This window comes from Citrobacter sp. Cy070 (assembly GCF_030332245.1).
GTDB lineage: Bacteria > Pseudomonadota > Gammaproteobacteria > Enterobacterales > Enterobacteriaceae > Citrobacter > Citrobacter youngae.
In genome coordinates, this window is sequence record NZ_JAOWIG010000009.1 from 60800 (window position 1) to 78292 (window position 17493).

The window sequence follows — 17493 nt, forward strand, 5'->3', positions numbered from 1 at the left end:
CCCACTGGTACAAGAATCTGGAAATTGTTACGGGTAACTGTTATCGGTAACATTGTCCAGCCGGATAAATAGAGAAGCAATATCCATTCGTGCTCGAAGTGTATAAGTGTGAGCTACTTCAAACTTGTTGGCTTAAATAGATCCGCCCGGTGACAAGGTGAAACCTAAATCTAACATTTTAGGTGTGACTGCTTCACCACGGATGCGCGCCAGCAGACGTTCAGCACCAATGCTGCCCATCCGTTCACGCGGCGTGAGCACGCTCGCCAGACGCGGCTCCATCACCTGCCCGATGTCGTGACCGTGGAATCCGGCAATCGCCATGTCATCCGGGATTTTCAGCCCTAAACGCTGGCATTCGAAGGCCGCCCCTACCGCCAGGTCATCGTTGGTACAGAAAATGCCGTCGAGCTGCGGGTATTCGCGCCGCGCCTGACGGATGAGTTCAATACCGGAGGAGTAGGAAGAAGACTGTTCCACCATCACGCTGTACGGCACCAGGTTGGCATCGCGCATTGCCTGCTCGTAGCCTCTCTGTTTGATGATAGTACGTTCATCAAGACGTGCGCCAAGATAGGCAACATGACGGTGCCCGCGGGCGATGATAGCGGCGGTCATTTGACGCGCGGCTTCGAAGTTGTCGAAACCGACAGCGATATCCAGACACGGGGACTGGCTGTCCATCAACTCAACCACCGGGATACCGGCGACCTCAATCATTTTCAGCGTACGAGGCGTATGGCTACGTTCGGTGAGGATCAGGCCATCGATATTCCACGACAGCATCGATTCCAGGCGCTCTTGTTCCATCTCTGGCTTATAGCCGTAGTGCGCGAGCATGGTTTGATACCCATGGGCGTCGGTAACGGCCTCAATGCCGCGTAACACTTCAGCAAAAACCTGGTTTGTGAGAGACGGTAACAACACGCCGATAGCGCGGCTGGTAGCGTTAGAAAGGATATCAGGAGCGCGATTGGGAATATAACCCAGCTCATCAAGTGCAGCGGCAATTTTGCCCCGCAGCGCCACGGAGACCTGCTCCGGGTTACGCAAAAAGCGACTGACCGTCATTTTGGTCACGCCCACGCGGTCGGCTACATCCTGAAGTACGGGTCTTTTCTTTTTCATCGTCCTGAAGCGTTAAAAAGGGATAGATTCCCCCAGTTTACCACGGACGCATGGAATTAATGACAAACGATGAAAAGCCGGATGTCGACGCTTTCGCGTCTTATCCGGCCTACATCAGGTTACAGCACGTTATACAGGCGGCAGGTCAAACAGTAACACTTCGCTGTCGCTGTCGGCATGAATCGAAATTGCCTGTTCATCCCAGATTGCCAGACCATCACTGGTGGTCGCTTTGGTTCCGTTAATGGTGACGTTGCCTTTAACGACCTGGATCCAGACGCGACGTTCAGCGGCGATCTGATGTACCGACTGCTCATCTTTGACCAACGCCCAACGGTACAGCTCCATATCCTGGTACACTTTCAGCGAGCCATCGCGGGCATCAGGCGACAGCACCAGTTGTTTACCCTGAGCGGCATCGAAACGGCGCTGTTCATAGCGCGGCGTAATACCGTTTTCCTGCGGCATGATCCAGATCTGATACAGATGCAGCTTCTCAGTATTGCTCGGGTTGTACTCCGAATGACGGATCCCCGTCCCGGCGCTCATAATCTGGAACTCACCGGCAGGAACCTGCTCTTTGTTGCCCATGCTGTCCTGATGTTCTACTGCGCCTTCCAGCACGTAGGTCAGGATTTCCATGTCTTTATGGGGGTGAGTGCCAAAGCCCTGGCCTGCGTCAATCACGTCATCGTTAATCACGCGCAGTGCCGAGAACCCCATAAAGTTCGGGTCATAGTAGTTGGCAAAAGAGAAGGTATGCCAGGAATCGAGCCAGCCATGATTCGCATGACCGCGGTCGTTAGCTTTGCGTAAATGGATCATTGTGTTCACCCCCAGATGTTTTCGATGGAGTAAGTGTGGACTCAATCCGCCTGGGATCATAGAGGGTGAAAATTGACTCCTCTGTTCAAAAAATATGAACAAGCCCAGAGGAGTCGATTAACGCTATTTGGCGAGGGTTATTGTGGCAGGCGTTGCTTGTTCGAAGGCGCGTTCGAGGATCTCCAGGTTGGTTAGAACTTCAGATTCCTTGACGTAATTAGGCGTACCAGCGGTCAGCGTCTGGTACAGCGCATCATAGACGCGACCGTAATCCCCCACCTCTGGCTTCACCTCTTCTTTTACTGTGATGCCGTCATCGTTGACATACTCCAGCATTCCGATGGAGTCATCAGCAGCGAAACCTGGCTCACCCGGCATGATATTGGCCTTCAGACTGGTTTCCTGCTGGTCGATGCCGTACTTCACAAACGAGCCTTTGGTGCCATGAACGATAAACTTCGGATAGTCGATTTTCACCAGATGACTGGTTTTAACAATGGCTTTCAGGTCACCGTAGAACAGTTGCGCTTCAAAGGTATCGTCCGGGTTCGCTTTATTACGCAGGCTGCGGATGTCATAGGCCACATGATCGGGGCGTCCGAACAGCGAAATAATCTGATCCATGGTGTGTACGCCCAGGCCATAAAACGCGCCGTCCTGTGGCAATCCCGGCTTGGTTTCCGCCTCGGGACGGTAATAATCAAAATGGCTTTCAACCTCAACAATCTTGCCGAGTTTGCCGCTCTCAATCGCCTTTTTGGCGGTAAGGAAGCAGGAGTCAAAACGGCGATTCTGGTACGGCGTAATGGTCAGTCCTTTGCTTTGCGCCAGTTCGAACAGCACTTTTGCTTCTGCCAGCGTCGGCGTGAACGGTTTCTCAACCAGCACGTTTTTACCCGCCTCCAGCGCACGTTTGGCGTAGTCAAAATGGCTGTCAGCATGGGTACAAACGATCACTAACTTCACCTGCGGATCGTTTAAGATCTCGTCGAGGTCACTGGTGAAGTGAATATGTGAATACTGCGGCGCCTGCTCTTCCGGCCTGGCGTTACGGCGGAAAATGTGCGCGACATGCCAGCTATTTTTGCGGTTGAGGACGTACGGCAAATGGTAGCGAGTGGTACTTTTACCAAAACCAATAAATGCGCAGTGTAAGGTCATGAGACAGTCCTTTTGAAGATGATTATCTACACCATAGCGCAAAGCGGCTGGAGACTGAATGTTGGATCTTTGCCGGATGGCGTTTGAACTGCACCACAGGTGCGACAGGATCGGCCGTCGGCGTCGCGGTCATTTTGTTCACGGCAAGCGCGCAGGGCCCGGAGCGTACTAAATGTACGTGAGGAGCACGAGCACTTCCCCGGGACAAAATGGCAAGTAAGCCAGGCTGAAACAAAACCCCAAAAAAAAAGCCAGCAAAAGCTGGCTAAAGTAATACTGGAAGCAATGTGAGCAATGTCGTGCTTTCAGGTTCTCCGTAGGGGTTCCCCTGAAAGCAGAGCAATAATAATCATTCTCATTCGCACTTGTCTACTTCTTTTTGCAAAAAAAATGCAGTTGACGGAATTTTCTTTCTCAGCGAGGGTAAAGACTCAATTAACCCTGAAGGAGATAAGGAATGAGTGAGATAGTGATACGCCACGCTGAACAGAAAGATTACGACGCAATTCGTCAGATCCATGCCCAGCCGGAGGTGTATCACAACACGCTACAGGTTCCTCATCCTTCCATGGAGATGTGGCAAGAACGACTAACCGAACGGGTCGGAATCAAACAATTGGTCGCGTGCATTGACGATATCGTCGTGGGGCACCTCTGTATTGAGGTCGCGCAGCGCCCGCGCCGCAGCCATGTCGCCGATTTTGGTATCTGCGTTGATGCCCGCTGGCAGAATCGCGGCGTTGCCAGCGCGCTTCTCCGTACGATGATCGACATGTGCGACAACTGGCTGCGCGTCGACCGTATCGAGTTAACGGTGTTTGTTGATAATGAACCTGCGATTGCGGTCTATAAAAAGCATGGCTTTGAGATCGAAGGCACCGGTAAGAAATACGGCCTGCGCAACGGCGAGTACGTGGATGCGTACTTTATGGCGCGCGTGAAATAACGGGTAAGAAACCGTCAGGAAGCACTCGCCGGGCCTGCATCAACGGCAGACCCGGCAATACCATCAGTATCCCGCCGTTAAATCATCCACGGAACGCGGGTCGGACGCGCCATACAGTGCGCCATCCGGTCCTACCATAATGCTCTGCGTGCTGCCCATCGCTTCCTTCAGCGCGACTTTCTGCCCTTTCTGCTCCAGCAGCTTAATGGTGTCCGGGCTAAACCCTTTCTCAACACGCAGTTCATCGGGCAACCACTGATGATGAAAGCGCGGCGCGTTGGTCGCTTCGGCGACGTTCATCCCGAAATCAATGCTGTTGACTACCATTTGCAGCACGGTAGTGATTATTCGGCTTCCGCCAGGGCTGCCGGTAACCAGCCAGGTTTTCCCGTCTTTTACCACGATAGTCGGCGACATTGATGATAGTGGACGCTTCTTCGGCCCAACCGCGTTAGCATCGCCGCCCACCAGCCCGTAAACGTTCGGCACGCCCGGCTTGGCGGAGAAATCGTCCATTTCGTTATTCAGCAGAATGCCGGTGTTACCCGCCACAATCCCGGTGCCGAAGGTGGTGTTCAGCGTATACGTCACCGCCACGGCATTACCGTCTTTATCCACCACCGAGAAATGGGTGGTCTGATTGCTTTCATACGGCGCGAGCTTGCCAGGTTTGATCTGGCTGGAAGGCTTAGCCTTGTTGATATCAATCTGATCGGCAAGCGATTTGGCATAGGCTTTATTGGTCAGCGCCTGCCACGGCACCTTCACAAAATCCGGGTCGCCCAGATACTCCGAGCGGTCGGCGTAGGCATATTTCTCCGCTTCAGCCATTACCTGCATGGCATCGGCGCTGCCAAACCCGTACTTCTTCATATCGAAGTTTTCGAGAATATTGAGGATCTGCACGATGTGAATCCCGCCTGAGGACGGCGGCGGCATAGAGAATACCTGATACCCGCGATAGTCGCCGCTAATCGGCGTACGCTCCACGGCTTTATAGGCGGCTAAGTCCTCTTTGGTCATCAGCCCGCCGTTTTTCTGCATTTCCTCCGCAATCTGATCGGCAATTGCCCCTTTATAAAACGCATCCGGACCGTTCTCGGCAATCATCTCGAGGCTTTTCGCCAGGTTCGTTTGCACCAGCTTGTCGCCCTTTTTCAGCGGCTCGCCGTCTTTCCAGAAAATGGCTTTACTGTTCTCGTGATTAGGGAGCACTTCGCTGCCATAGGTTTTCAGATCGTCGGCCAGCGCGTCGTTAACCACAAAGCCTTCTTCCGCCAGCTTCATTGCCGGGCGCACGACTTTGTTCAGCGGCATCGTGCCGTATTTCTCCAGCGCCAGCGAGAAACCCGCCACCGTACCCGGCGTACCGGATGCCAGATGTGAGGTTAGCGACTTTTTCGCATCGGCGTTGCCCTGTTCATCGAGGAACATGTCGCGGGTCGCGCCAGCGGGAGCCATTTCACGAAAATCGATCGCCGTGGTGTTACCGTCTTTGGTACGCAGCAGCATAAACCCACCGCCGCCCAGATTACCCGCCTGCGGATGCGTCACCGCCAGCGCGTAGCCCACGGCAACAGCGGCATCAACGGCATTCCCGCCCTGTTTCAGAATATCCACCCCAACCTGGGTGGCTAAAGCATCTACGGAAGCCACCATCCCCTGTTGCGCGCGAACGGGATGGAACACATCTTCCTCGACACCGTAGGATACCGGCGGTGGCGCAGCCGGCGCGGCAGCCACGCTAAAACAACTTCCTGAGAGCAGAGCAGCAATGGCTACCCGGCGTAAAAACGTCGGTTTTATCATCGTTATTCTCCAGATGTACGGGGGTCGGCCCCCACTAAGCCTGGTGCATAACTCTGAAATAATCATCGTAACGGCGAGAAAGGAGTAAACTTAAACGATCCCCGAGAGGAGAAAAGCGATGAAACGACTCTTACTTTTAGCCATGCTCTTGCCGTTTGCTGGCTTTGCACAGCCCATCAACACCATGAATAACCCGAATCAACCCGGTTATCAGATCCCGAGTCAGCAGCGTATGCAAACCCAAATGCAATCACAGCAGATTCAGCAGAAAGGGATGCTCAACCAGCAGTTGCAAACGCAGACGCGCATGCAGCAACAGCATATGGAAAACCAAATCAACACGAACACCCAGCGCGTGCTGCAGTCTCAGCCGGGCGAGTTGAATCCTGGACAGCAGCAAATGCTGCCTAACAGTAACGGTGGGATGTTGAGTGGAACCCGTAATCCGGACAGCTCGCTCAATAAGCAACATATGCTGTCGGAGAAAAAGAACGGCGACATGCTGAAGCCCTCCAGCACGCCGCAGCCTAACGTTCCGTTAAAAACGATTGGACCTTAACAGGGTTGGAAATCCGGGCCAATCGTATCAATGGCATCGGTACAGATGCAGTCCACACCCCAGCGCAGCAGTTCCGCCGCGCGCTGGGGTCGGTTGACGGTATACACCAGAATACGTAGCCCCGCATCGCGCAGCGCATCCACGCGCGCCTCATCCAGCAGCTTATGATTAAGATGAATAGAGACGCAGCCAAGCCGCGTGGCCAGCTCGCGCCAGTCTTCGCGCCATTCATCCAGCAGCAAACCTCTCGGCAGTTCAGGCACCGCCTGCTGCGCCGCTTCTAGCGCATCAATTTCAAAGGATGACAACAGTGGTGGCGTCATTCCCGCCCACAGTTCCCGCGCGGCCAGCGCCACGACCTTCCCGGTGAGCGCCCCCGTCCCGGTGGTGGGTTTGATCTCAATATTTGCCATCATGCCGTGCTGGCGACAGCGCTCAGCAACTTGCGAGAGCAGCGGCAACGGTTCGCCTTTAAACTCACCGCTAAACCAGCCGCCGGCGTCCACGCGCAATAGATCCTGCCAGTTCAGCTCGCCAGCCACGCCCCAGCCGTTGCTGGTGCGTTCCAGGTTGTCGTCATGCAGTAAGAAGATCTCACCGTCTTTCGACAATTTAGCGTCAAACTCAATCATGGTATGCCCGTATCGCGCCCCCACGTCGATCGCCGCCAGGGTGTTTTCCGGGGCTAGCTTACCGCCGCCACGATGGGCGACAATATGGGGGTAAGGCCAGTTACTCATACACGTTGTCCTGTTTCGCCATCAAAAAGATGCAGATGATTTTCTGGCAGATGCAGCCACAGCGTGCTGCCTGCCGTCGGGCGATGCTGATGCGCCAACCGCACCACCAGCTTTTGCTCACCCCAGCGTCCGTGTGCCAGGTTATCTGCACCCAGCATTTCCAGCGTGTCGACGACCAGCGGCACGCCACCTTCGACCTGCGAGCTTAGCGCAATATGCTCCGGGCGGATACCCAGCGTCATGTTACGCCCAATACACTCCCTGGCGCTTCTGCCAATGGGCAACGTCATGCCGCCCTCCAGCTCAAAATGGGTACCCGTAGAGCTGATGCGCCCATCGAGCAGATTCATCGCCGGGCTGCCGATAAAGCTCGCCACAAAGCGGCTGGCGGGTTTTTCATACACCTCAACTGGGGTGCCGATTTGCTCGGCAATGCCTTTGTTCATCACCATAACCCGCTGGGCGAGGGTCATCGCTTCAACCTGATCGTGCGTCACGTACAGCGAGGTGGTTTTCAGTCGGCGATGCAGATGTTGTAACTCCAGACGCATCTGTACGCGCAGCTTGGCGTCAAGGTTCGAAAGCGGCTCATCGAACAGGAATACCGCCGGGTCACGCACAATCGCTCGTCCCATCGCTACGCGCTGGCGCTGGCCACCGGAAAGTTCGCGCGGACGACGTTTGAGCAGCTCACCCAGCTCGAGAATACGCGCCGCCTCTTTCACCCGCTCAGCAATATGCTCCTTGCCCATCCCGCGGATTTTCAGCCCCCAGGCCATGTTTTCTTCCACGCTCATATGCGGGTAGAGAGCATAGTTTTGAAAGACCATCGCAATGCCGCGATCCTTCGGCTCCATCTCGGTGACGCGTTTATTATCAATCCAGATATCGCCGCCGCTTACCCGTTCAAGCCCGGCCACCATCCGCAACAGCGTAGACTTTCCGCAGCCGGATGGGCCAACCATCACGATAAATTCCCCGTCCGCGACGTCCAGCGTCAGCGGTTTAATCACCTGGGTTTTGCCGTCCCAGCTTTTGGTTACTGCCTGTAGTTTTAAACCAGCCATTTTTATTTCTCACTGTCCACTAAACCACGCACAAACGCGCGCTGCATGGCTAACACGATGATTACCGGAGGGATGAGCGTCAGCAGCATGGCTGCCATTACCTGGTTCCACTGCGTGGTGCCTTCACCGGTGGCAATCATGCCTTTGATACCCGCCACCGCAGTGCCCAAATTGACGTCGGTAATAATTAACAACGGCCACAGATACTGGTTCCAGCCGTAGATAAAGGTGATCACGAACAGCGCCGCCAGATTGGTTTTTGACAGCGGTAGTACGATATCGCGGAAAAAACGCATCGGTGACGCGCCGTCAATACGCGCCGCCTCAACCAGTTCATCCGGCAGGGTCATAAAGAACTGACGGAACAGGAAAGTCGCTGTCGCAGATGCCATCAACGGCAGTGTCAGACCCGCATAGCTGTCGAGCATCTTCAGGTTGGCGATCACTTCTACCGTCGGGAAAATACGCACCTCAACCGGTAGCATCAGGGTGATAAAAATCATCCAGAAGAACAGGTTGCGCAGCGGAAAGCGGAACCAGACGATGGCGAATGCGGAGAGCATAGAAACGGTAATTTTCCCTACCGTAATGCTGAACGCCATGATGAAACTGTTGAGCATCATCAGCCAGAACGGCGCGCTGTTGACGCCCACGCCGTTGACCCAGATGTATTTCATGTTTTCCAGCAGCTGTGTGCCGGGAACCAGCGTCATCGGCGTCTCAAACACCGCTTTGTTGTCCAGCGTCGCCGCGACAAACGCGACGTACAACGGAAACAGGATCACCATGATCCCCATAATCAACATGGCATGGCTGAATATTGTCAGCCCACGACGGTTCTCAATCATTGGTAACGCACCTTACTTTCCACATAGCGGAACTGCACCACCGTCAAAATAATGACCAGGAACATCAGCACCACCGATTGTGCAGCGGAAGAAGCCAGATCCAGCCCGACAAATCCTTCGCGATAGATCTTATAAATCAGCGTCGTGGTCGCCTGTACCGGCCCGCCTGCTGTGGCAGCATCAATCACCGGGAAGGTGTCAAAGAAGGCATACACCAGATTCACCACCAGCAGGAAGAAGCTCACCGGGGCAATGAGCGGCAGCGCCAGTTTAAAGAAGCGGCGAACCGGCCCCGCACCGTCAATCGCGGCGGCTTCGATCAGTGAGCGCGGAATAGACTGCAGTGCGGCAAAGAAGAACAGGAAGTTGTAACTAATCTGCTTCCAGACCGACGCAAACACCACCAGGAACATTGCCTGACCGCTGTTTTGCGCATGGTTCCAGTCATAGCCAAACTCACCGAGAAAATGGGTAATCAACCCGCGCCCGGGGTTAAACAGGAAGATCCACAATACGGCAGCAACGGCGGGCGCAACGGCGTAAGGCAACAGCATCAGCGTTTGGTAAAAACGGCTGCCGCGCACCACGTAATTCACCAACGCCGCAAAAAATAACGACACCAGCAGACCGCTTACCGTGACTAACGTACTGAACTTAATGGTGGTCCAGAATGAGTCGAGGTAGTACGGGTCATGAAACAGCGCGACAAAGTTTTCCAGTCCGACAAACTGGCTGGAAAGACCAAACGGATCAACGGATTGTAGCGAGTACCACAGCGCTTCACCGGCAGGCCAGATAAAGAAAATAACGGTGATAACCAGCTGCGGAGCCACCAGTAAATAGGGAAGCCAGCGCGAACGGAACACCGGACGGGATGAAGACATGGAGGTTTGATTCCTGAACAGCGCCGGATGGCGCTACGCTTATCCGGCCTACGCGCATTTGTAGGCCGGGTAAGGCGCAGCCGTCACCCGGCATTTCACATTACGATTTGGTCGATTGCTCAAAGCGACGCAGTAACTGATTGCCACGTTCAACGGCGGCATCCAGCGCCTGCTGCGGGGTTTTCTTCCCGGTCCAGACGCTTTCCAGCTCTTCATCCACAATGGTACGGATCTGCGGCATGTTGCCCAGACGCAGCCCTTTGGTGTACGGCAACGGCGGCTTGTTGAGCATTTGACGCGTAGCGATATCCGCCCCCGGATTCTTCTCATAGAAGCCCTGCTCACGGGTCAAATCGTAGGCCGCGGTGGTGATCGGCAGATAGCCAGTCTTCTGGTGCCATTCGGCAGCAATTTCAGGCTTCGCCAGGAAGTTGAGGAACTTCGCCACGCCTTCGTAGGTGGGTTTGTCTTTACCCTGCATCACCCACAGGCTGGCTCCACCGATAATGGCGTTCTGCGGCGCGCCCTTCACATCGGCATCGTAGGGCATCATTCCGACGCCATAGTTGAATTTCGCGTAGTGGCGGATATCAGCCAGCGAACCGGAAGAGGCGGTGGTAATGGCACAATCCCCGTTATAGAACTTCTCAGTGGATTCGTCCTTACGCCCGAAGTAGCTGAAATCCCCTTTTTTGTTCAGCTCTTCCAGTAGGGCGATATGCTTTACTTGTTCCGGTTTATTGAACTCCAGCACCGCGTCAGTACCGTCAAAGCCATTGTTTTTGGTTGCTACCGGCAGACCATTCCAGGCGCTGAAGTTTTCAATCTGAATCCATCCCTGCCAGCCGCTGGCATAGCCACACTTCATACCTGCCGCTTTCAGCTTCGCGGTGTACTCCGCCAGGTCCTGCCAGGTTTTCGGCGGCTGCTCAGGGTCTAAACCGGCTTTTTTAAAGGCATCTTTGTTGTAGTACAGCACCGGAGTGGAGCTGTTAAACGGCTGGGAGAGCAGATGTCCACTTTTAGAGTCGGTGTAGTAACCGGAAACGGTCGGTACAAACTGAGATTCATCGAAGTTAATGCCAGCCTCTTTGAATACTTCATAGACCGGTTTAATGGCTTTCGAAGCCATCATCGTTGCCGTACCCACTTCATAAACCTGCAGCAGCGCAGGCGCGTTTCCGGTACGGAAAGCGGCAATACCTGCGCTCAGGCTCTGCTCGTAGTTGCCTTTGTACTGCGGAACAATTTTGTAGTCGGGATTGGCGGCATTAAAACGTTGCGCCAGAGAATCAACTTCTTTACCCAGTTCGCCTTCCATTGAGTGCCAGAATGGGATGGTGGTGACCGCCAGTGCCTGACCTGCAAACGCCAGGCTAAGTGCCAGTCCTAAAGCTGTATGTCGTAACGATATCATCGGTTATCTCTCTTGTTGTGCCGGATGCGCGATATCACGCGTTTTATGCTCGCGGGGGTAACATGACATGCTCGAATGACAGAAAAATAACTTTTTTATTACAAAAAAAAGATAGTAAGGCGACAAACAGATGGCAAGGCGGTGAAAGCGTAGTGACAGGAAAATGCGGGGTGGTGCACAACAAAGCCGGGTAGCGGTATGCTTTACCCGGTGAATAAAGAAGGTTTTGTCACCCTGGTAAGATCAGGCAGGCTGTGCAAACGTGAATTCCAGCGCCAGACCCAGGATCTGCATACCATGAATGTTATCTTCCGGAGATATCGCCACCAGGCTTTCCAGAAACTTGAGTCGCCGTGACTGGGCGTTGATGATGAGTTTTCCCCGTAATGCAGGAAGCTTCAGCGAAGAGATGGGATAAACCACGCGCCCACAGACTTCCACCGGCAGCTTGCGCAAATCGACTTGCTGAAGCACGCCCACAGAGGAATACAGCAGCGCTACAGGCGTTACGGCGAGCAATGGTGATGGACTAATACTGACAAAATCCAGCAGGAGTTCTGGACGCAGATAGTTCAGCCCATTAAAGGAAACCGTGACGCCATCAATTGCGGGCATGGGCTGCACATTAGTTTGATGCGGTGAATCATTCATGCAATTACCATTGATATAAAATATAAATCAAGCTATTGATTATAAAGAATATAGTGCACAAATGCTGGGACAGAACTCGCAATCCTTGCAGGTATGAATGATTGCGTTTCCAGTCTTACTCTCTTCGCCAGCGGCGTTCATATTCGTTCTGTAAACGCTGCTGTTCCCGCCGCTCACGGTCACGCTGGATATCCGATTTTTCGTCTTCCCAGCCCGGACACACAGAACTGCTGAATACCTCGCAGGGTGAATTGGATTGTGCTGACGGGTTGACCGGCTTTTCTTGCCAGATTGCAGGATCGCGCGGATCGAAAGTTTGCTCTTTCACTGCCTGCGCACTGAATGAGCCGGCCAATAGTAGACTTCCAATAGCCATACAGGCACCTGAACGTGTCATCCTTTCTCCATGTTCATTTTTATTATTGATAATCATTATCAATAATAACATAGCGCAATAAAAAAGGGGCCTGATGAGCCCCTTGTCTATTTAGATAACTGTTAACCGCCCAAATAAGCGCTACGCACCGCTTCGTTAGCCAGCAATGCATCACCGGTATCTTCCAGCACCACGTGGCCGTTTTCCAGCACGTACCCACGGTCGGCGAGTTTCAGTGCCTGGTTGGCGTTTTGTTCGACGAGGAAAATCGTCATCCCCTGCTCGCGCAGTTGCTCAATGGTGTTAAAGATCTGCTGGATGATAATCGGCGCCAGACCCAGCGACGGTTCATCAAGCAGTAGCAGCCTCGGCTGGCTCATCAGCGCACGGCCTATCGCCAGCATCTGCTGTTCGCCGCCGGACATGGTTCCCGCACGTTGAATACGGCGCTCATGCAGGCGAGGAAACAGGTCATACACCCACTTGATACGTTCCTGAAACTGGCCTTTCTCGGCAAAGAAACCGCCCATCGCCAGGTTCTCTTCCACCGTCATACGGGAAAACACGCGACGCCCTTCCGGGACAATCGCCACCGCTTCACGCATGATTTTCGCCGTCTGCCAGTCGGTAATGTCTTTACCATCAAAGACGATTCGCCCGCTGGTCGCTCGCGGGTCGCCGCACAATGTGCCGAGCAGCGTGGTTTTCCCCGCACCGTTGGCACCGATAAGCGTCACGATTTCACCCTGGTTGATATACAAGCTGACATCGTGCAGAGCCTGGATCTTGCCGTAGTGGGCGTTGACGTTGTCAAAAGACAACATGACTTTTTCCATCTTATGCCTCACCACCATTATGCTTCGCCTAAATAGGCGCGGATCACGTCCGGGTTGTTACGAATCTGCTCCGGTGTCCCGTTCGCCAGCGGCGTCCCCTGGTTCACCACGTAAATACGGTCTGAAATGCCCATCACCAGCTTCATGTCGTGCTCAATGAGCAGGATGGTGGTGTCGTGATGGTCGCGCAGCTCAGCAATTAGCTCATCCAGCTCTTTGGTTTCTTTCGGGTTAAGACCCGCAGCAGGTTCATCAAGCATCAGAATTTCCGGCTGAGTGACCATGCAACGGATAATCTCAAGACGGCGCTGGTCACCATAGGCCAGGTTGCTCGCCTGCCGGTTAGCATGCTGCAGCAGGCCGATACGATCAAGCCAGGTGGCGGCGCGGTCCAGCGCTTCATCCTGCGCGCGGCGAAAAGCAGGGGTTTTTAGCAGCCCGGAGAAAACCCCAGCTTTCAGTTGCTGATGCTGCGCCACCAGCAGATTTTCAATCACCGTCATTTCGCGAAACAGACGTACGTGCTGGAAAGTACGCACCACGCCCATACGCGCGATTTGCTGACCCGGTAGTCCTTCCAGGTGCTGGTCGCGCAGCTTAATCGTCCCGCCGGTCGGCTTATAGAACCCGGTCAGGCAGTTGAAGACCGTGGTTTTCCCCGCGCCGTTCGGGCCAATCAGGGAGACTATCTCTTTTTTATGCAAATCCAGAGACACATTGTTGACTGCCAGCAGGCCGCCAAAACGCATCATCAGGCCGCTAACCGATAATAATGGCTGACTCATGCCTGCTCTCCTTTTGCTTCCCCGTTTTTCAGCTTCAACTGTGGACGGGTCATCGGCAGCAAGCCCTGCGGACGCCAGATCATCATCAGTACCATTAAACCACCCAGCATTAACATGCTGTATTCATTGAAATCACGCATCAGCTCGCGTGACACCACCAGCAGGATGGCCGCCAGGATCACCGCAAACTGTGAGCCCATTCCGCCCAGTACCACAATCGCCAGCACAAAGGCCGACTCGGCAAAGGTGAAGGATTCCGGGCTGACAAAGCCCTGGCGCGCGGCAAACAACGTACCGGCAAAACCGGCGAACGCGGCGCTGATGGTAAAGGCGGTCAGCTTGATGCGCGTAGGGTTTAAGCCCAGTGAACGGCAGGCGATTTCATCTTCACGCAACGCTTCCCATGCACGGCCCAGCGGCATACGCAACAGGCGGTTGATGACAAACAGCGAGAAGACCACCAGCAGCAGCGCCACCAGGTAGAGGAAAATCACACGGTCAGAGGGATCGTATTTCACGCCAAAGAAGTTGCTGAAGGTATCCCAGCCGCCCTCACGGGCGCTACGGCTGAATTCAAGACCGAAAAAGGTCGGTTTCGGGATCTGGCTGATACCGTTCGGGCCACCGGTGACTTCAGTATTATTGAGCAACAGGATACGCACGATTTCGCCAAAGCCTAAGGTCACTATTGCCAGGTAGTCGCCGCGCAGACGCAGAACCGGGAAGCCAAGCAGGAATCCTGCCGCCGCCGATACCAATCCCGCCAGCGGCAAACAGGTCCAGAAACCAAGACCGTAATAGTGGTTCAGCAGCGCAAAGGTGTACGCACCAATGGCATAGAAGCCGCCATAGCCCAGCACCAGCAGGCCGGAAAGCCCCACCACCACGTTTAAGCCGAGGCCAAGGATGATATAAATCATCGTCAGCGTGGCGATATCCACCGTGCCGCGCGAGACCATAAACGGCCACGCCACGGCAATCACCAGCAGCGCCACCAGGAACAGCTTCTGTTTAACGGTGGAGCCGTCAATCGCCGGCAGAATAAACTTCGGCCCGGAGACGCTCTTCAGGCTCTTCTGGAAAACGGGACGCAGCAGTTGGAAAAGAAAGACCACGCCAGTGCCGATAAACACCCACTGCCAGCGGATATCCGCCGCGGTATCCACCACCAGTTTCGTGCCATCCAGTTCCAGTTGAACGCCCATAAAGACGCCCGCCAGGACGAAGAACATCGCGGCAGAGAGCAGCGCCATTGCAAAATGCATCGGTTTCATACTTTCTCTACCTCCGGGCGACCCAGAATACCGGTCGGCATCACCAGCAGCACCAGAATCAGCAGCGCGAATGAAACGACGTCTTTGTATTCAGTACTCAGATAAGCAGAGGAGAGCGCTTCCGCGACGCCCAGAATCAGGCCGCCGATCATCGCCCCTGGAATACTACCGATACCGCCAAGCACCGCCGCAGTAAAGGCCTTCATCCCGGCCATAAAGCCAATATAGGGGTTAATTACGCCGTAGAACTGTCCAAGCAACACACCTGCTACTGCCGCCATTGCTGCGCCAATCACAAAAGTCAGCGCGATCACGCGATCGGTGTTAATGCCGAGCAGGCTGGCCATTTTCAGGTCTTCCGCGCAGGCACGACAGGCGCGCCCCATACGGGAATAACGGATAAACAGCGTCAGCGCCAGCATCGCCAGGAAGGTTACAATCCAGATAACCAGCTGCATGGTGGTGATGGAAGCAGAGAAGTTTTCGCTACTGCCAACGGTCCACTGGCCATTAAACAGGCTGGGCAGTGCCACATCGCGCGAACCTTCCGTCAGGCTGACGTAGTTTTGCAGGAAGATGGACATCCCGATAGCGGAAATTAGCGCAATCAGGCGCTTGGAGCTGCGCACGGGCCGATACGCCACGCGTTCAATGCTCCAGCCGTAGGCGCTGGCAATCACAATCGCGCCGACGAAGCCCGCCGCGACCAGTAGCCAACTGGAATCAATGCCCATCATCATTAGCGCGGCGATGATCATAAAGGAGACATAACTGCCGATCATATACACCTCGCCGTGGGCGAAGTTGATCATGCCAATAATGCCGTACACCATCGTGTAGCCGATGGCGATCAGCGCGTAGGTGCTTCCCAGCGTGACGCCGTTAAACATCTGCTGCAAGAAATAGAGGAACTGCTCGGACATAAGGTAACCTTTCTTAACCCGCCCGTTTTACACGGGCGGTGGGATAACTCGTCTTCAGGTATTACTTCGCGACGGTCGATGAACCGTCCGCATGCCACTGGAAGACACCAAACTCAAATCCCTTCAAATCGCCTTTTTCGTCCCATTTCAGCGGCCCAATCACGGTATCAGCCCCGTGTGCTTTCAGATCTTTCACCAGGTCCAGCGGCTCTTTGCTACCGCTACGATCCATTGCGGTCGCCAATGACTGGACGGCTGCATAAGTGATCCACACGTACGGTCCAGTTGGATCTTTCTTGTCAGCTTTGAGCGCATCGACGATAGCTTTATTCGCCGGATCCTGGTCATAGCGTTTTGGCATGGTCACCAGCATGCCTTCAGCGGCATCACCGGCAATGTTAGACAGCGACGCATTGCCGACGCCCTCTGGTCCCATAAACTGGGTTTTCAGCCCGACGGAACGTGCCTGGCGCAGCATTTGCCCCATTTCCGGGTAGTAGCCGCCGTAATAAACAAAGTCGATATTTTCTTTTTTCAGGCGAGCGATCAGCGCAGAGAAATCTTTTTCCCCGGCGGTGATACCGTCAAAGAAAACGATGTTGGCTTTACCTGCTTTCAGGCTGTCCTGCACCGAACGCGCCAGGCCTTCACCGTACTGCTGTTTGTCATGAATGATGGCGATACGCTGTGGCTTCACCTGCTCCAGGATGTATTTCGCGGCAGTCGGCCCCTGAGAGGAGTCCAGACCCGCGGTGCGCATGATGTGCGCGTAACCACGCTGCGTCAGCTCCGGGTTTGTGGCGCCCGGAGAAATCATCAGAATGCCTTCGTCTTCGTAAATATCTGATGCCGGTTGAGTCGATGAAGAACACAGGTGGCCAATTACGTACTGAATGCCGTCGTTGACGATTTTGTTCGCGACGGCAACGGCCTGTTTCGGATCGCAGGCATCGTCATATTCCACGGCGACCAGCTTGTCGCCTTTGATCCCACCTTTGGCATTGATATCTTTAATCGCCTGACGTGCGCCATTAAATTCCATATCGCCCCACTGCGCGACCGGACCTGACATCGCGCCAACAACAGCGACCTTGATATCCTCCGCCATGACAGCGTGCGACATTGCCAGTGCTATCACCCCTGCGATGATTGTTTTCGCATTCCGTTTCATTACCTGAATCCCCATTCGTGACGTAATTAATATTTTGTATTTATGTGGTTAAAAAGCAGTCTGTGCTTTTTTTGAACTGCACTATTTTTACCA

Annotated in this window: 18 protein-coding genes; 2 read left to right on the top strand and 16 right to left on the bottom strand. The window is 54.2% G+C overall.

From position 1 onward, the window contains the following. Positions 1–132: 132 nt before the first annotated feature. The 3 genes from gntR to OGY19_RS00795 all read right to left on the bottom strand — a co-directional run bounded on the left by gntR (position 133) and on the right by OGY19_RS00795 (position 3114). Positions 133–1128 carry a gluconate operon transcriptional repressor GntR gene (gntR, locus tag OGY19_RS00785; protein ID WP_003023473.1) on the bottom strand — a complete coding sequence of 332 codons (996 nt, stop codon included), beginning with the start codon at positions 1126–1128 and terminating at the stop codon, positions 133–135. A gap of 129 nt (positions 1129–1257) precedes the next feature. Continuing rightward, positions 1258–1953, bottom strand: a complete 696-nt coding sequence (yhhW, locus tag OGY19_RS00790) for a quercetin 2,3-dioxygenase (RefSeq protein ID WP_115601356.1) — start codon at positions 1951–1953, stop codon at positions 1258–1260. 123 nt (positions 1954–2076) lie between these two features. After that, the gene (locus OGY19_RS00795) at positions 2077–3114 is read right to left on the bottom strand and encodes an oxidoreductase (RefSeq protein WP_061068750.1); all 1038 of its coding nucleotides are present in this window, start codon (positions 3112–3114) and stop codon (positions 2077–2079) included. Positions 3115–3571: 457 nt separating this feature from the next. Between OGY19_RS00795 and yhhY the strand changes: the two genes are divergently transcribed. After that, positions 3572–4060, top strand: a complete 489-nt coding sequence (gene yhhY, locus OGY19_RS00800; protein WP_048213575.1) for an N-acetyltransferase — start codon at positions 3572–3574, stop codon at positions 4058–4060. Positions 4061–4123: 63 nt separating this feature from the next. On the opposite strand, the gene ggt is transcribed toward yhhY, so the two are convergent. Continuing rightward, positions 4124–5869 (bottom strand): gamma-glutamyltransferase, encoded by a 1746-nt coding sequence (ggt, locus tag OGY19_RS00805; protein WP_016151116.1) that lies wholly within the window; start codon positions 5867–5869, stop codon positions 4124–4126. Between the two features lie 118 nt (positions 5870–5987). On the opposite strand from ggt, the gene OGY19_RS00810 reads away from it, so the two are divergent. After that, entirely contained in the window at positions 5988–6428 is a 441-nt protein-coding gene (locus OGY19_RS00810) for a DUF2756 family protein (protein ID WP_003023456.1), read from the top strand. Here the strand turns inward: OGY19_RS00810 and ugpQ are convergent. From ugpQ to livK, 12 genes are all read right to left on the bottom strand, one after another. After that, on the bottom strand, positions 6425–7168 hold the full coding sequence (gene ugpQ / locus OGY19_RS00815) for a glycerophosphodiester phosphodiesterase (RefSeq protein WP_115601355.1): 744 nt from the start codon (positions 7166–7168) through the stop codon (positions 6425–6427). The two genes, OGY19_RS00810 and ugpQ, sit on opposite strands and share 4 nt — an antisense overlap. Continuing rightward, positions 7165–8235 carry a sn-glycerol-3-phosphate import ATP-binding protein UgpC gene (locus OGY19_RS00820; protein WP_115601354.1) on the bottom strand — a complete coding sequence of 357 codons (1071 nt, stop codon included), beginning with the start codon at positions 8233–8235 and terminating at the stop codon, positions 7165–7167. The genes ugpQ and OGY19_RS00820 overlap by 4 nt, the downstream gene beginning before the upstream one ends. 2 nt (positions 8236–8237) lie before the next feature. Beyond that, positions 8238–9083, bottom strand: a complete 846-nt coding sequence (gene ugpE, locus OGY19_RS00825) for a sn-glycerol-3-phosphate ABC transporter permease UgpE (RefSeq protein WP_003023450.1) — start codon at positions 9081–9083, stop codon at positions 8238–8240. Further along, positions 9080–9967: a sn-glycerol-3-phosphate ABC transporter permease UgpA gene (ugpA, locus tag OGY19_RS00830; RefSeq protein ID WP_003837841.1), complete on the bottom strand. Its 888-nt coding sequence runs from the start codon at positions 9965–9967 to the stop codon at positions 9080–9082. Before ugpA ends, ugpE begins: the two co-directional genes overlap by 4 nt. A gap of 100 nt (positions 9968–10067) precedes the next feature. After that, positions 10068–11384 carry a sn-glycerol-3-phosphate ABC transporter substrate-binding protein UgpB gene (gene ugpB, locus OGY19_RS00835; RefSeq protein WP_016151119.1) on the bottom strand — a complete coding sequence of 439 codons (1317 nt, stop codon included), beginning with the start codon at positions 11382–11384 and terminating at the stop codon, positions 10068–10070. Between the two features lie 243 nt (positions 11385–11627). Further along, complete coding sequence (locus tag OGY19_RS00840; protein WP_048213579.1) at positions 11628–12035, bottom strand: hypothetical protein; 408 nt, start codon at positions 12033–12035, stop codon at positions 11628–11630. Between the two features lie 115 nt (positions 12036–12150). After that, positions 12151–12432 (bottom strand): hypothetical protein, encoded by a 282-nt coding sequence (locus OGY19_RS00845; RefSeq protein WP_061068753.1) that lies wholly within the window; start codon positions 12430–12432, stop codon positions 12151–12153. A 101-nt stretch (positions 12433–12533) separates the two neighbouring features. Beyond that, a complete protein-coding gene (gene livF, locus OGY19_RS00850) occupies positions 12534–13247 on the bottom strand; it encodes a high-affinity branched-chain amino acid ABC transporter ATP-binding protein LivF (RefSeq protein ID WP_086523486.1) in 714 nt (237 codons plus the stop codon). 17 nt (positions 13248–13264) lie between these two features. Continuing rightward, entirely contained in the window at positions 13265–14032 is a 768-nt protein-coding gene (gene livG, locus OGY19_RS00855; RefSeq protein ID WP_048213581.1) for a high-affinity branched-chain amino acid ABC transporter ATP-binding protein LivG, read from the bottom strand. Further along, positions 14029–15306 (bottom strand): branched chain amino acid ABC transporter permease LivM, encoded by a 1278-nt coding sequence (gene livM, locus OGY19_RS00860; protein ID WP_048213582.1) that lies wholly within the window; start codon positions 15304–15306, stop codon positions 14029–14031. Before livM ends, livG begins: the two co-directional genes overlap by 4 nt. Next, the gene (gene livH, locus OGY19_RS00865) at positions 15303–16229 is read right to left on the bottom strand and encodes a high-affinity branched-chain amino acid ABC transporter permease LivH (RefSeq protein ID WP_003023435.1); all 927 of its coding nucleotides are present in this window, start codon (positions 16227–16229) and stop codon (positions 15303–15305) included. Before livH ends, livM begins: the two co-directional genes overlap by 4 nt. Before the next feature lie 61 nt (positions 16230–16290). Then, positions 16291–17400 carry a high-affinity branched-chain amino acid ABC transporter substrate-binding protein LivK gene (gene livK / locus OGY19_RS00870; RefSeq protein WP_086523487.1) on the bottom strand — a complete coding sequence of 370 codons (1110 nt, stop codon included), beginning with the start codon at positions 17398–17400 and terminating at the stop codon, positions 16291–16293. Positions 17401–17493: the final 93 nt, after the last annotated feature.

Bases quoted from the DNA above. Each gene is read 5' to 3' on its own strand.
- livF (WP_086523486.1), bottom strand. From the start codon at position 13,247: ATGGAAAAAGTCATGTTGTCTTTTGACAACGTCAACGCCCACTACGGC.
- livK (WP_086523487.1), bottom strand. From the start codon at position 17,400: ATGAAACGGAATGCGAAAACAATCATCGCAGGGGTGATAGCACTGGCA.
- OGY19_RS00810 (WP_003023456.1), top strand. From the start codon at position 5,988: ATGAAACGACTCTTACTTTTAGCCATGCTCTTGCCGTTTGCTGGCTTT.
- OGY19_RS00820 (WP_115601354.1), bottom strand. From the start codon at position 8,235: ATGGCTGGTTTAAAACTACAGGCAGTAACCAAAAGCTGGGACGGCAAA.
- ugpA (WP_003837841.1), bottom strand. From the start codon at position 9,967: ATGTCTTCATCCCGTCCGGTGTTCCGTTCGCGCTGGCTTCCCTATTTA.
- yhhY (WP_048213575.1), top strand. From the start codon at position 3,572: ATGAGTGAGATAGTGATACGCCACGCTGAACAGAAAGATTACGACGCA.
- OGY19_RS00795 (WP_061068750.1), bottom strand. From the start codon at position 3,114: ATGACCTTACACTGCGCATTTATTGGTTTTGGTAAAAGTACCACTCGC.
- livH (WP_003023435.1), bottom strand. From the start codon at position 16,229: ATGTCCGAGCAGTTCCTCTATTTCTTGCAGCAGATGTTTAACGGCGTC.
- yhhW (WP_115601356.1), bottom strand. From the start codon at position 1,953: ATGATCCATTTACGCAAAGCTAACGACCGCGGTCATGCGAATCATGGC.
- ugpE (WP_003023450.1), bottom strand. From the start codon at position 9,083: ATGATTGAGAACCGTCGTGGGCTGACAATATTCAGCCATGCCATGTTG.
- ugpQ (WP_115601355.1), bottom strand. From the start codon at position 7,168: ATGAGTAACTGGCCTTACCCCCATATTGTCGCCCATCGTGGCGGCGGT.
- livG (WP_048213581.1), bottom strand. From the start codon at position 14,032: ATGAGTCAGCCATTATTATCGGTTAGCGGCCTGATGATGCGTTTTGGC.
- ggt (WP_016151116.1), bottom strand. From the start codon at position 5,869: ATGATAAAACCGACGTTTTTACGCCGGGTAGCCATTGCTGCTCTGCTC.
- OGY19_RS00840 (WP_048213579.1), bottom strand. From the start codon at position 12,035: ATGAATGATTCACCGCATCAAACTAATGTGCAGCCCATGCCCGCAATT.
- OGY19_RS00845 (WP_061068753.1), bottom strand. From the start codon at position 12,432: ATGACACGTTCAGGTGCCTGTATGGCTATTGGAAGTCTACTATTGGCC.
- gntR (WP_003023473.1), bottom strand. From the start codon at position 1,128: ATGAAAAAGAAAAGACCCGTACTTCAGGATGTAGCCGACCGCGTGGGC.
- livM (WP_048213582.1), bottom strand. From the start codon at position 15,306: ATGAAACCGATGCATTTTGCAATGGCGCTGCTCTCTGCCGCGATGTTC.
- ugpB (WP_016151119.1), bottom strand. From the start codon at position 11,384: ATGATATCGTTACGACATACAGCTTTAGGACTGGCACTTAGCCTGGCG.